This is a genomic window from Desulfoscipio gibsoniae DSM 7213 (assembly GCF_000233715.2).
In the GTDB taxonomy this organism is placed as follows: domain Bacteria; phylum Bacillota; class Desulfotomaculia; order Desulfotomaculales; family Desulfallaceae; genus Sporotomaculum; species Sporotomaculum gibsoniae.
On the sequence record NC_021184.1, the window covers coordinates 3,700,737 to 3,714,637 of the forward strand.

General features: G+C 44.3%; 10 protein-coding genes. 1 reads left to right on the forward strand and 9 read right to left on the reverse strand.

Annotation, left to right across the window (positions count from 1 at the left end):
- Window positions 1-60: 60 nt before the first annotated feature.
- A complete protein-coding gene (locus tag DESGI_RS17545; RefSeq protein ID WP_006520407.1) occupies window positions 61-663 on the forward strand; it encodes a CBS domain-containing protein in 603 nt (200 codons plus the stop codon).
- 130 nt (window positions 664-793) lie between these two features.
- Here the strand turns inward: DESGI_RS17545 and DESGI_RS17550 are convergent, their stop codons facing one another.
- From DESGI_RS17550 to DESGI_RS17590, 9 genes are all read right to left on the reverse strand, one after another.
- Window positions 794-2,218, reverse strand: coding sequence for an ArsB/NhaD family transporter (locus DESGI_RS17550; protein WP_006520408.1), 1,425 nt, complete (start codon window positions 2,216-2,218; stop codon window positions 794-796).
- Window positions 2,219-2,645: 427 nt separating this feature from the next.
- A complete protein-coding gene (locus DESGI_RS17555; RefSeq protein ID WP_006520409.1) occupies window positions 2,646-3,527 on the reverse strand; it encodes a CoB--CoM heterodisulfide reductase iron-sulfur subunit B family protein in 882 nt (293 codons plus the stop codon).
- Window positions 3,524-4,126, reverse strand: coding sequence for a 4Fe-4S dicluster domain-containing protein (locus DESGI_RS17560; RefSeq protein WP_006520410.1), 603 nt, complete (start codon window positions 4,124-4,126; stop codon window positions 3,524-3,526). Before DESGI_RS17560 ends, DESGI_RS17555 begins: the two co-directional genes overlap by 4 nt.
- A gap of 117 nt (window positions 4,127-4,243) precedes the next feature.
- Entirely contained in the window at window positions 4,244-6,451 is a 2,208-nt protein-coding gene (locus DESGI_RS17565; protein WP_006520411.1) for an FAD-dependent oxidoreductase, read from the reverse strand.
- Window positions 6,451-7,707, reverse strand: a complete 1,257-nt coding sequence (locus tag DESGI_RS17570) for a CoB--CoM heterodisulfide reductase iron-sulfur subunit A family protein (RefSeq protein WP_006520412.1) — start codon at window positions 7,705-7,707, stop codon at window positions 6,451-6,453. The genes DESGI_RS17565 and DESGI_RS17570 overlap by 1 nt, the downstream gene beginning before the upstream one ends.
- 417 nt (window positions 7,708-8,124) lie before the next feature.
- Window positions 8,125-10,005 carry an adenylyl-sulfate reductase subunit alpha gene (aprA, locus tag DESGI_RS17575; RefSeq protein WP_006520413.1) on the reverse strand — a complete coding sequence of 627 codons (1,881 nt, stop codon included), beginning with the start codon at window positions 10,003-10,005 and terminating at the stop codon, window positions 8,125-8,127.
- Window positions 10,006-10,059: 54 nt separating this feature from the next.
- A complete protein-coding gene (gene aprB / locus DESGI_RS17580) occupies window positions 10,060-10,503 on the reverse strand; it encodes an adenylyl-sulfate reductase subunit beta (protein ID WP_006520414.1) in 444 nt (147 codons plus the stop codon).
- 605 nt (window positions 10,504-11,108) lie between these two features.
- The gene (gene sat / locus DESGI_RS17585; RefSeq protein ID WP_006520415.1) at window positions 11,109-12,347 is read right to left on the reverse strand and encodes a sulfate adenylyltransferase; all 1,239 of its coding nucleotides are present in this window, start codon (window positions 12,345-12,347) and stop codon (window positions 11,109-11,111) included.
- A 526-nt stretch (window positions 12,348-12,873) separates the two neighbouring features.
- Window positions 12,874-13,614 carry a YkgJ family cysteine cluster protein gene (locus tag DESGI_RS17590; RefSeq protein ID WP_006520416.1) on the reverse strand — a complete coding sequence of 247 codons (741 nt, stop codon included), beginning with the start codon at window positions 13,612-13,614 and terminating at the stop codon, window positions 12,874-12,876.
- Between the last annotated feature and the right edge of the window lie 287 nt (window positions 13,615-13,901).

A 13,901-nucleotide genomic window follows, 5' to 3' on the forward strand; every position in this document is an offset into this window, starting at 1 on the left:
TTATATTTTCGTCACTACTTTTAATAAAAAATATGGTGATAAACGAAGGGAGGCATTAATATGAAAAATCCCTACGAAAAGAAAGTACAAGATATTATGATCCCCATGTATGACTACCCTACAGTATCTGCCAAGGCAACCCTTAAAGATGCGGTCCAGGTACTGATGAACGCATATAACCCGCAGAAAAATAAGCCCCGGACGGGGCGACAGTGCGTTTTCGTTGTGGAAAATAACGAAATGGTGGGTATTTTTGGTATTAACGAACTACTGGCAGCCATTGAACCCCACCACGTAAAGGGTACTATCTTTGGAGGAACCAAAGGTTACAATGTCTGGGCTATGCCTGTTTTTTGGGAAGGACTTTTCACCGAACGCTGTGCAGAGGTCACCAATAAACAGGTTATTGAATACATGAGACCTATTGAAAGTTATGTTGATATAAAAGATACCCTGCTTAAAGCAGCATATTTCATGATCCAAAATAATATCGACGATGTGGCGGTAAAAGACAAGGGGCGCATTGTAGGGATGATTCGCAGGGCGGATTTATTCAAGGAAATTACACGGTTAATGATAAGCGATGTCCAAATGCCCAATACAGCGGATCCCAACACCATGCCATATATGGGCAACCTGGCGGTTGATACCAAATCAATGTAAATAGGTTAATATATAAGCATAGAGTTTAAGGCACCTCCAAGAGGTGCCTTAACCGGATCAAACTCTATGCTGCGTAGTGGCACATTATGGATGAAATAATTATGCCACGCAGCATGAATCCTTTTACTTATCAAACTGATTTATTCGCAGTTTCGCTTTTTGCTTTTTTAGCAGCGCTCTTTTCCAGCGCCTTGTTAATAGGCATTGCGGCTACTGCAACCAGCACTCCAAAAGCCAGAGTTATAACAATAGTTATTGTTTCCGGATAAATATGCCATAATAACATATATGCACTGCTAAGCACCAGTGAAATCAACATTAGCGGGAAAGCCACCACAAAATATTTCATAAAAGTTATATGGATACCCCGCTTTTCCGACATTCCGATCACTACAACATTTGCAGAAGCTCCTATTATTGTTCCATTCCCACCCAGGCAAGCACCCAGGGACAGTGACCACCAGAATAAATTAAGAGCTGTGGGATCGGTTATACCCATTAATACACCCATATCATTAATCATTGGAATCATGGTTGCAACAAATGGTATATTATCAACAAAGGCAGATGCTATACCAGAAAGCCACAATATCAACATAGAGGTGGGTATCCAGGCACCGCCCGTTATATCCATAGCGGCAGCGGCCACCGCAGCAATTACCCCCGTTTCAACAAGGCCGCCCACTAGTACGAACAAACCAATAAAGAAGAATATTACGGGCCATTCTACAGCGTGTAAAGCGTGTTCCGGGTCTTCCTTGCTGATTAGCAGCAGCAAGCTGGCCCCGGTCAAGGCAATCACCGAGGACTCAAGGTGTAGATACTGGTGCAAAGCAAATCCGGTTATAGTAAGTGCCAGTACAATCAAACATTTACGCAGCAACTGCATATCTTTAAGTTCATCGTGCTCGTTTAATTCCATTATTTTGGCTTGGCGTTGAGGGTCGGTGATTAGTTGAGAACGATATATAAAGCGCAATAGAGTCAGAGTAACTACATAAATAACCACAACAATTGGGGTAAGATTAATGATAAAGTCCATGAAACCCAGGTGGGTTGCACTGCCGATCATGATGTTGGGCGGGTCACCTATCAAAGTGGCGGTGCCGCCTATGTTGGACGAAATTATTTCAGCAATTAATATAGGCATAGGATTAATTCTAAGTTTTTGGGCAATGGCAAATGTCACCGGGACAATGAGCAACACAGTAGTGACATTATCCAAAAGTGCTGACAAAACAGCCGTAACCAGGGACAGCGCCGCCATAATTTTTAGAGGCTCTCCCTTTGAGCTTTTGGCTGCCTTAATGGCAAGGAACTCGAAAATACCCGTCTGGCGTGTGATACCCACAATAATCATCATACCTACCAATAGGCCAATGGTATTAAAATCGATATGATGCACCGCTTCTTCAGGCCCCAAAATTTTAGTAACGACAATTAATGCCGCACCTACCAGGGCAATAACAGTACGGTGAATTTTTTCAGATACTATGATAGCGTAAACGATTAAAAAAGTTGCAGTTGCAAAATATACTTGCAGATGCTCAGGCAAATCTCTTCCCCCTTTTTAAGCAGCATAAATTAAGTTAGCAAAAGCTTTCTAAATTTGTATAATTTAGCAGCTGAGTATTTAGAATACTTTCATGTTTTACCCCCCTTGTCCAAACAATCTTATCCATGCGATTATGTATTTTGAAGGATATCAACTATTTAGTTAAGGTAAACATGCTCATATGTTGTGAAATATTTAACTATCATAAATAAAAAAATTTTGCCATTATCAAATGCAAAAGTGAATTTTCTAACTACTACACTTACCATATTTAATTTTATCATAACAATGCCAACTGTTCAATTCAGTTTCTTAAAAATACATAATACTTTAAATATTTTTGTCATCTCAAATTACTGCAAAAAAAATAATTAAGCTCCCCTCTTTTTTAAAGGGAGCTTAACAAGCACGATAAATGCACAAATCATTACGCACTCACTCCAATTGATGCCAGAGCAGCACTCGGTGACACAATGTTATATTTAAGAGCCCAAGTTTCCGGTGGCAAGTCAAAAGCTATGGCCATTAATTGGGTGAAAAACAAGATAGGCATGTTAAAATTTGTACCATGCACTTTATTAACCCGCCGCTGGTATGCGTCCAAGTTCATCTGGCACATTGGACAGGGGGTAGCAATAACTTGTGCTCCACCACGGTCTGCAGAATCAAAGATCTTGTGGATGCTATCAACAACTATTTCAGTTCCCGCAAGAGCGTTAGAACTGCCACAACAGCGAGCTTTCATGGGAAAATCGGTAGCCACCGCACCCAGGGATTCCATCAACCGGTCTAGCAGCACGGGATATTCGGGATCGTCAAACTCATATGGAATAGCCCGTACGGTTTGGCATCCCACATAGCCAGCTACTTTAAGCCCTTTAAGGGGACGTTTTACCCTTTGAGCGACTTTTTCAAAGCCTACATCATTGATCACTACTTCCAAGAACTGGCGTACCCGCAGCGTACCGTCATAGTGGTAACCGCCAGCCGCCAGCGCTTCATTAGCCCTAGCTTTGAAATGCTCATCCTCCTGAAAACGTTTATTAGTTACTGCCAGGGTCAAATAACATGAACTGCAGCCAACCACCACATCCAATCCCTTGGGTTCTGCAATGGCCAGATTACGCCCGGTCATCACCTGCTGGGTAAAGTCACCCACTACACCGGAGGCCACTGATGCACCGCAACAGTTCCAATCAGGAATCTCCTCCAGCTGCAGGTCAAGAGCATGGGCTACTGCCTCAATTGATTTTAAATTAGCCTGGGCTGTGGCCTCCATGGAACAACCAGTGTAAAAGCTATATCTCATGATCTAGCCTCCCTTTGGGCAAGTTCCTGGGCTTTACGAATAATTTTTTTCAAGTTACCCAGGTCCTTAACTTTTTTCGGCGGCAGAAAAGGTAACCGGTTATGTTTGAGCATATCAATACCAACGTCTTTCATATCCATATATTTAATTACCTCGTCTAAGCCCTGAATCAAGAAATACCGGGCTGTTATGCCGCTCTCAAAAGACCTGCCACGGCTGGCAACTTCCGCCCAAAAGGCTTTATAAAAGGCGGCCTGAGGGTAATTGCAATACCCGTTATCCAAGGCATACTTTTTGAGGTCATGCATTACATCAACCAGAGGTATCCCCCTGGGGCAGCGTGCCTTGCAGGTACAGCAAGAGGTACAGTACCAAAATGTATTGGCCTGCATAACCTCGTCCTTTTTACCAAGCTTGATTAAATTGAACAACTTCCTGGGCGAGTAATCCATAATGTCACAGGTGGAACAGGAAACAGCGCACATGCCACACTGCATACATTGTTTAATATAAGCGCCATTCTCTAAACTATATATCTCTCTGGCAAATGTCAAATCATATTTAACTTTTTCAGGCAATTTATTAGTTTGTTCTATCAAAAGGCATGCTCCTTTTCCTTTTTTTAAAGGAGTACAGGACGGCCATTACGGGCCGTCCTTTCTATCTAGGTTGATACTAAACAAACTAAGATAAAATAGTTCCCCTAGTATTTCTACCTATTGGAAGTCTTTCATCGGGTTGGGTCCTAATTCCTCTAGCTCGGCGGCAAAGTCATCAAGCATGGCCGGGATTTTATCGTAATCCATAATATTCACTGTGGTTGCACGTACCCGCTCGGATTCCAGACCCAGCCTGTTTAATGTCTCTGATATCTTGGAAAGGCGAATTTCAGCCAGCTCACTACCTTTCATAAAGTGGCACTGGTAGTCATCACCATGTTTGCATCCCATCAACAATACGCCGTCAAAGCCCTTGGCCATAGCGTCGTTAACCCATACCAGGTTCAATGAGCCCAGGCAGCGTACGGGGATAATTCTTACCCACGGATTGTACTGTAAACGATTGATACCTGCCATATCCAGGGCGGGAATGGCATCGTTTTCGCACGCAAAGATAAGGATTCTCGGCTTTTCTTCATCTTCTTCAGGAACTTCGATAGCCTTGACCATGTTACCAATCATTGGTACCGAGTAGTTCTTAAAGGAGATAATCCGCTCGGGGCAAGCACCCATACATGTACCGCATCTTCTGCAGCGGGTGGGGTTGGGCAACGGATTAGCCTTGGCATCCTCGTTAATGGCACCAAAGGGACATTCCTCGGTACACCGTTTGCACTGAGTGCAGCGGTTCATATTGAATTCCGGGAAGGACATATCGCCGGAACGGGGGTGCACCGCCTCACCCTTCATAGTGGATTCTATACACTGGATAGCCTTGAGTGCAGCGCCGGTGGCATCTTCCATGGCCGAAAGCATATCCATAGGAGCTCTTACCACACCAGCGGCATAAATACCAGTACGCCGGGTTTCATAAGGGAAGCAAATATAATGTGAATCAGGAAAACCATATTTTAGGGACGGCAATTCAGGACCCTGCCTGTATTCCAGATTCAACAAGTTGGACTTAATAATGGGCGGGACCGTCACCTTGGGCTCGTCAGCAGCAGCAGCGGCTTCTGCTTCGGCAGCTTCCTCTTCTATAAGTTCACCCAGTGCAGCACTGGGAACCATACCGTTGGCCAGTACCACCAGATCAAACTCATCAGCTTCGGACTTGGTGCCCATAGTATGATCATCAGCTTCAATGGTCAACTGGCCATCACTTTCACTGATATCAGTGATATCACCCTTGACAAAAATAACGCCTTCCTGCTGGGCTCTTTTATAAAAATGCTCGTACTGGCCATTGGAGCGAATATCTTTATAGTATACATATACATTAGCTTCTGCGTTCTTTTCTTTAACGTACAAAGCTTGTTTAATTGACTCAATGCAGCAGGCCGCGGAGCAATATGGCAAGTGTTCCTGATCCCTGGAGCCAGCGCACTGTATAAAGGCAACCTTGTTGGCTTCCATCTTGCCTGCGGCAACCATTTCTTCAAACATTAGCTGGGTAATCACATTTTCATACTTACCAAATCCAAGATGTCCAAGCTTCTCAGGATCGTAAGGTTTAGCACCGGCAGCCAGAACTATTGCTCCTACTCTTTCCTCTGTTTCAGAGCCATTTTGGGCAATAGTGACATCAAACATACCGGGACCACCGTCTGTTTTTGCTATACCGGCTGATGTATACACCTTAACGCCGGCGTCTTCGACAGCTTTAATCAAGGCGGGAATACTGTTTTCTTCTAAATCGGTGAAAGGAGGCTTGGTGGGTATTTGCTTATACATTTTACCTACATAGCCACCCAGCGTATCTTCCTTTTCCACCAGTACTGTTTTATACCCGGCTTTGGCTGATTCCAGCGCAGCGGTAAGACCAGTAAATCCACCGCCGACAACCAGAACTGTACTGGAAAGATTTTCGCCAATAAAGGGTTCCGGTATATTCAAGTTCTTGAGCTTGGCAAGGGACATACGCACGTAATCCTCAGCCAGCATTTGGGTATCTTCATCATCATTAGTATGACACCAGATAACCTGTTCCCTTAAATTTACTCTTTCCACTATTTTGTCGGAGCCAAAATTGAATACGTCTGTATTAATCCTGGAAGAGCAGCCCACTACTACAACGGTATTGACGCCCTCTCCTTCGATATCAGCCTTAATTAACTCAATGCCGTTTTTTCCGCAGAGGAAAGCATCGGTTTTACAAATATCGGCTTTATATTCCTTAGATGCCACTTTAGACAGCGCATCTATATCCAAGGCATCTCCAATTCCGCATCCTGTACAAATATATACACCAATCTTCTTTTCCATTACTGTTGCCCCCTCACCGTAGATTGGATCGCCTTAAGTGCAGTAGCTGTGGCATCTCTCACAGCTGAGGCAACGTCCAACGGGTTTTTGACGCATCCGGCGGCATAAATCCCAGGCTGTGAACCGGATATTACAAAGCTATCCTCGTCATAATCCACTTCGGCGGGTATCTTGCTCACATTGGTAGCAGGTGCCATACCAGTGGCCAGCACTACCATGTCATATGCTTTTTGTTCAACTTTTTGTTCAATCTGGTTTTCAGCCACAACTATTAATTGCTTGGTTGACGGGTCTTCCTTGATTTCGCCGGCCTTACCCTTGATGAATTGAACATTGGCTTCCCGCTCAACCTTAGTATAGAAATCTTCATATTTGCCCCTTGCCCTGATGTCTATATAATAAATATAAATTTCAGCATCAGGGTACTGTTCCCGCACATAAGTCGCTTGTTTCAAAGAAGCCAAGCAGCACACAGATGAACATGCTTTCAAATGGTTCTCATCCCGGGAACCGGCACATTGGATAAAAGCAATGCTCTTGATTTCTTTACCGTCGGAAGGACGTACAATTTTACCATTGGTTGGACCATTGATGGCAGCTAATCTTTCCATCATTACATTGGTAATAACATTTTCATACCGTCCAAAGCCATAGTAGCTGAGTTTGGTAGCGTCATAGGCGTCCCAACCGGTAGCCCACACAATGGCACCCACATTTAAGTTCATTGTCTTAGGCTGCATATTTAAATCAATTGCTTCATACGGGCAGGCTGCCGCACATTTGCCGCACTCCGCACCTTGACATGCATCCATATCAATAACATATTTCATAGGAAAGGCAAATTGATGCGGCAGGTAAATTGCCTTTGTCTTATCCATGCCATAATTAAAAGCATTGGGCCTTTGGGTAGGGCAAGCATCAACACAGTTATTGCAGCCGGTGCAGTTCTCATTAACAAAACGTGGGTTGATTTTTACTGTAACATCAAAGTTACCTTCCTGTCCTGAAATACTTTCAACTTCGGCCATGGTAAAGAAATTGATCCTGGGATTTTTCTTAATCCGCTGAAAATTAATTTCCAAACCACAGTTAGGTGGACACAGTTTTGGGAAGTACTGGTTAACCTGAGTTACCTTGCCACCCAGATACGGCTTTTTTTCTACAATGTAAACCTGCTGACCTGTTTCAGCGGCTTCCAGGGCTGCAGTTATACCGCTAATGCCCCCCCCTACTACCAATATGCTTTTATTTGCCATATTTTATCACCACGCCATTTCTCCCGTGTTTGTATTTATCCTTTAATCATTTAGCAAGTTTTGTAATCTTTTTCTTACAGCCACCGGGAATGAAAAAAAACTCCAGGCGGCCTGTAAGGACGCCTGGCAAAATACTATCTCTGTAAACATTCGCCCAGTCCCTACAGCGCGACACAGTCATGACTGCAACATAACTGTTCGTTGTGCACCCTGTTCATTGTTACAGCGCAAAAGGCCCGTGGCCATCGGCTACGGGCCCTCTTTGCGCCGTGGATGGCACATACTAAGAGTTACTTAACCTCGCCCGGGACATGGGGTGAGACTAATTTTTTGTAATTGGGGACATATTCGTTTGGGACATACCTCCGAAGAGGTGTGTCCCCTTTCCATATTAGAGGTGTGTCCCCTTTCAATTATCTAACCGAACAAGCGGATAACGGGCTTCTTAAATACATCCCACTGAGCAGTGGCGGGATCCCACTTAAGGTTAACAAAGCACAGCCAGTTTTCTTCATCCATCTTCGGAGCATCAGCACGGAAGTAGTAACCGGGCCAACGGGTCTCTTCACGGAACATCACTGTGCGTACGTGAGATTCGGCTTGCCACATCCGGTGGATGTTTTCCCAGCATCTCATCAGTTCATGCAGGTCAGCAGCAGCCAGTTTTTCGGCGTCTTCTTTCATGAACTTAAGCAGTTCCACAGCCCTGTCGAGGCTAGGCTTGTTGGTGCTGAAGTTGGCACTCACGCCACCAACATACTCGTCCATGAGCTTTTGCAGGCGGAACATGAACATTTTGGGTTTAATGTAAGCCGGGTTGACTTCGGGGTCAGTGGTAAAGTCTTTATTGGCTTCGTAGATTTCCAGAGGCTTGTAGGTAGCAGCCTTCAGTTCTTCCACTTTAGCAGCATCAACATTGGGCTGGGTGTTATTTTCCACGATGAACTTAATAGCAGCTTTAGCAGCAATTCTACCTTCAGCGTGTGAACCGGAGGAGAACTTATGGCTGGAAGCGCCGGAAGCGTCACCAGCAGCAAACAGACCCTTGACAGTAGTCATGTTGGCATAACCCCAGAAATATTCAGCCGGAGCGATATCTTCGGGACCGGATACCCATGCGCCGGATGCACCGGAGTGAGAGCCGATGAAGTAAGGCTCAGCAGCAGCGATTTCGGAGGATTTCTCTTCCGGAGCAGTGTTGGTAGCTGCCCACAGCAGAGCTTGAGAGATAGTCATATCAAGGAAATCTTCCCAAGCTTCGGATTCCAGTTCCTTCATTTTCTTCTTGAAGGCCTTGGGATCATCTTTATAAGCATCAGCCAGCTTGGCAATAGCTTCGTTGGTCATCATGAGCAGGGGGCCTTTGCCTTCGCTTACATCCAGCATGCCAAGATAGTTACGCAAGTTGGCCGGAATCGGCTTCACCAGGCCATAAGGAGCCCAGTTTTGCAGTTCGTCACGGCGCTCTACCATGTATTCGCCACCAATAGCACTAATGGCTCTTGATTTAAAGAGCAGGAACCAAGCACCAACCGGGCCGTAAGCATCCTTGAAGCGAACCGGGATGAAACGTACTTCCTGGCAGGTCATTTCTGCGCCGGCACGGATTGTGAAATATGCACTGGAACCAGTGGAGAACGGGGGATACCAGGAACGGCCGAGACCTTCACCAGTGGAGCGTGGCTTGAATACGCCTACGGCACCGCCCATGCAGGCCAATACAGCTTTAGCTTTAAAAACATAGAATTTATTTTCGCGAACGCTGAAGCCCACAGCACCGGCAATTCTATCGCCATCAAGAAGAGGCTCAATAATGAATACGCGCTCGTAAATATTGTCCATACCAAGAGCGTTCTTGGCGGCTTCAGCAACGATGACCTTGTAAGATTCACCGTTGATCATGATCTGCCAACGACCTTCATTTACGTAATCACCATCGTCATTTTTCCAAATGGGCAGGCCCCACTTTTCAAACAAATGCACAGTGCCGTCAACGTGGCGGGCAATGTTATATACTAAGTCGTCACGGGCAATACCCATGAGGTCGTTTTTAACATATTCTACATACTGCTCAACAGTATTTTTGCCTTTACCAACACCGAGGTACTGGTTAATAGCGGACAGACCCATGGCCACAGCACCGGAGCGATCCATCGCGGCTTTGTCCACTAAGGTAACTTTTAGACCGTTTTTCTTGGCCCAGTAAGATGCTTCCACGGCTGCCCCGCAGGCTGCCATACCACCGCCTACGATAAGAAAGTCAGTGGTAACTTCAACAGTTTCAAAATTCATCGGCATTTATATTAACCTCCTCCGTAAAGTTCTCTTAAATAACTTGACCTGGATTACTGGTTACTTCTTGATGGTCGGCACTTCGTCCATCAACAGGGATGCCGGCTCGGTGAACAGAGCTGGGCTATTCAGGTCACCAGCGCCTTCGGCAAAATCGCCGCCGGGAACTGCGGTACCTTCTTCAGTGGTCCTGATGGGGAATTTGAAGCGCTTAACCATACCGTCTCTGAACTTAACGGTCCACATAATGTTGTCCGAACCTCTCAGAGGAGTTACACTGGCACCCATGGGTACGAAGTCAGCGTAACCACGCAGGTCCATAGCTTGCTGCGGACAGGCTTTGGCGCAGCACAGGCATTCCCAGCAGTGCCAGGGGTCACGGTTAAAAGCTTTCATTTTCTCTTTGTCGAGAACCATCAAATCGTTGGGGCATGCATACATGCAAGCGGTTTTGTCTTGACCCTTGCAACCGTCACATTTCTCAGCCATTACAAAAGTTGGCATTTATTCAACCTCCCGTTCCCAAATTGTTTAAGAAATTACCTTGACTTTTCGATAACAGGTAGTTTTTTACCTTCTTGAGGAGCATGGCACATATAATTAACTAGTCACAAAATACTAAAACCCTTCTCCTCCCTAAAAAAACCTTACTGTATATTTACTGATTTTTTTGCCGGTGTCTATAACACCGTGCAGTAAAATCACCTCCTTCAAAAACTATTTGTTCATTGCCTTCAGGCATCTCAGATACCATTGTCAGGTATCTGCCCCTGATTTGTCGGGTAAATGCTAAAAATAATCCCGGCTCCATGTTAAAGTTGTGTTATAAAGTAGCATGAAAAGTTGTACTGCTTTTAAGTATAATTATACTTTCGACATAACTGTCCGGGCTCCTTCTTTTTTTATGTGTTAATCTATACTTTTTTTTTTGGCAATTTTCACCATTGGTGAATGACCTGTAGTCATGTTAATTCTAAAAATTGACTATATCAGTATAGATGTTCCATGCTTAGAAGGTTTTATATATTGCTGCTTCTGCTTAAATAATATTATTTAAGCAGAAGCCATTATTTTATAGTGCATTGTTGCGCAAACCTTACATAACAAGCTTATTTCTGGGGACCAGGGATGTCTTCATATGCACCCTTCTTAATCTCAACTTTTTCCGCAGTTTTATAGTACTCGCGAAGAATTTCCATAACTTCGGGGCGGCCAAACTCTTTGGGAATTTCTTCACCCTCCTGCATCATGCGGCGGAACTTGGTGCCACTGACCACACAACGATCTTCCGGACCATGCGGGCAGGTGCGCTGGCTGGCCATACTCTGGCACTTGTAACAGTAGAATGTCCAAGCAATCAACATTGGTTTAAGCTCGAGGGCACCTTCCCAGAGAGTATCAAATATCGTCTGGGCATCAAATGGACCATAGTAGTCGCCTACACCGGCATGGTCGCGACCCACGATGAGGTATTTGCAACCCCAGTTTTGACGGAAAACGGCGTGCAATAGAGCTTCACGAGGTCCGCCATAACGCATTTCCATAGGATATACACCCAGAGCAATATTTTCTTTCGGGAAGTACTTGTCAACCAAAACTTCATAGCATTTGGTACGGACTTCACCCGGAATATCGCCAGGCTTTAATGCACCTACGATGGCATGGATAAAGCAGCCGTCCACCATACCGCTTTCCATGGCGAACTTGCAGAGATATTCGTGAGAGCGGTGCATGGGGTTCCTGGTTTGGAACGCAACCACGTTGGACCAGCCTTTTTCTTCAAAGAGCTTACGGGCTTCAGCGGGGTACAGGTAGTACTTGGGGTATTTTTGAGGATAGATACCCTCGTTAAGTACCTTGATGGGGCCGCCCACGTTGAATTCGCCTTGCTTCATAACGCTGGCTACGCCGGGGTGACCTTCGGCATCCAGGGTTTTAAATACTTCACGGCACTCGGCTTCTTTGTCATAAGTATAAATTTCTTCTACCAGCATGGTAGCGTACAATTCACCAGATGCTCTGTCATAAAGAGCCACTTCCATGCCTTCCTTGAGGCCAATGGCATCTTTTTCTTCACCGGTAATCGACAGGGTTACCGGCATAGGCCACATAGTTCCATCGGTTAGTTTAAGATTAAATACGCAGCCGGTATAATCATCTTTCTTCATAAAACCTTTTAACGGGGTAAATGCACCAATACCGAGCATCAGAACATCGGAAGTTTCCCTTGAACTCATATAGACCTTGGGCAAGCCTTCCGCTCTTTTGATCTCAGCTGCTCTTTCATCGCCATACAGCAACAAGGGCATTAATTTTCCTTCAGGGCCATGCGGTTTAGGTAGCGCCATAAATAATTCCCCTCCTATTTTTTAATTATTACAACCAAGGAACAAAGATGTTCCTAATTGAAAACCCAATCTCCCAATACACCCTAATATTTTATCTCTGTCCATTTATACATATACAACACACCTTAGAGCTCAACGCATATAATTGTCAACTAATTGTCATTATAGTGTCAGTAGCTTGCTAAATGGGTATGCTGTATATTGTTTAAAATATAATGGGCTATTAATGAAATTAGACACAAAGCAGGGATATTCCTTCTTTTGTTACCAAGAAAAAATAAAATATTTATGGGGTGCAATAATCATTACTGCCATTGTGAAGATATGCACAAGAACGGATTAAATACAACACGTGCTTTTAATAACACGTGCAGATAAGGTACTTGTTTCTTTATACACAAGAATTATATCACGAATTACAAGCATTGACAAGCTTAATTCACACCCCCACAACATCACTCACAATATAAAAATCACTTCATTTCCCAGGCCAGTCACTTCCACTTTCAGGCACAGGAGCACATCATTAAAATGATGTGCTCCTGTACTTTTCTATATATTTTTCCAGCAGTTCACTGTGACCCTGAGCCAGAAATTCCTGCATCACTTTAGGACGACGCAATCTTGCCCCTTCGCTGACAACACTCATCACCAAATGATTGACATAAGGCATAAATGTAAATTGACTTTCAATCACAGGCATGGGCACAAAAAACAATTCCAGTTGTCCAATGTCAGCTGTTAAAAGTTGGACTAATTCCATTGGCGTTTTATGATCCCCATTGGTCACCTTAACTTTTTCGCAATAGGGTAGCTCAAATTCAACTATCTCCCCGGGCAATTCTATATTGTGCTCCGACCTGTACTTCTCCACCAGCTTTTCCATATTGCGCCGGGTCAAATCATGTGTATTTCGCTTTCCCATCATACCATAAGTCCGGCATGCAAAGGGGCGAACTTCATATACCTGGCAGTTATTGTGCTCATCTAAAAATGGGCAGCGCTGGTGTATGTCCACCAACTCCAGAAAATAGTAGCGCACTGCACCTTCAATAAACTGAGGCCACTTTTCTGGATAATTTTTATTAACATAGCGAAACATATTTAAATATTCCACTATATACGCCGGGTGCGGCACTGTACAGCAAGTACCGCAGCGATCACATACCATCTCCGGCAATTTATTGTATATTTCCTCTAATTTGTCAAACAAATTATTATCCTCAGCCTGGCTTATAGCGGGATTAAGCTTAACCAGTGGCAGCATTAAAACATCAACTCCTCCCAAATTTAAACCTGTAAACATTACCGCAACTAACTTAATAATAAATTAAAATAAAACTAATTACAAAATCATTTTTTTCCACGCCTCAGCTCAAACAACTCTGCCGCCAGTCTACATAGGCCCTGATCTGCCGCGAGAGATTGAAAAGAGAAATAATGCATGATGTGTAAAAAGTTGTTTAACAAAAAAAGAGACACCACATGGGTGTATTAAAGATGTATGCCATTGACACTGTAAGCTCACTTTTTCATACTTTCTTAAATTTAGAC